This window comes from Chloroflexaceae bacterium (genome assembly GCA_025057155.1).
GTDB lineage: Bacteria > Chloroflexota > Chloroflexia > Chloroflexales > Chloroflexaceae > JACAEO01.
Genome location: JANWYD010000179.1, coordinates 1 through 510 on the forward strand (window position 1 = coordinate 1; position 510 = coordinate 510).

Below are 510 nucleotides of genomic sequence, written 5' to 3' on the forward strand. Positions count from 1 at the left end.
TCGACGATGCGCGAGAGAAAGAAGGGGGAGAGACTATTTTCAGGCTCCTCGATTGCCAGAAAGGTCAGATGCGTCCGTCGCAGTTTCGCGTGGTCGAAGGCTGCGTCACTAGCAGCGTGCGCGAACACATCCTGTTCGATTTCCAGCGTCGCAGCGGTCAGCGCAATATGGAAGAGCGAACGTTGACCGTCGCTGAGATCTGCCGAAGCGCGCTCCTGACCGGCTTCGTCGGGGTGAAAAGCGAACTCGACCTTGCGAACCAGCTCCTCAAACCGGCTCTCAACAAGGTGCAAAACCGGGGTTGTGTCCGTGTCCGCCGCATGAACCTGGCGCCAGCGTCTGGTGAACCGCTCGATAATAAACTGCACCGGCGCCTCGCACTGGAAGAGCTCCTGAATGTTACTGGCGTTTTTCACGCTGGCCTTGCGGAATTCGTCGGACCATCTCGCAGCGCGCCAGAGACGGCCCTGCAACAGGGCCGTGACCTGCGGCGCAGCATCGCGTGTCGCC

At 60.4% G+C, this 510-nt stretch carries 1 protein-coding gene; it reads right to left on the reverse strand.

Going from position 1 to position 510, the window contains the following annotated elements; genetic code table 11:
- The coding region (locus NZU74_20890; GenBank protein ID MCS6883778.1) for an ATP-binding protein at positions 1 to 510 on the reverse strand (510 nt) is incomplete at both ends.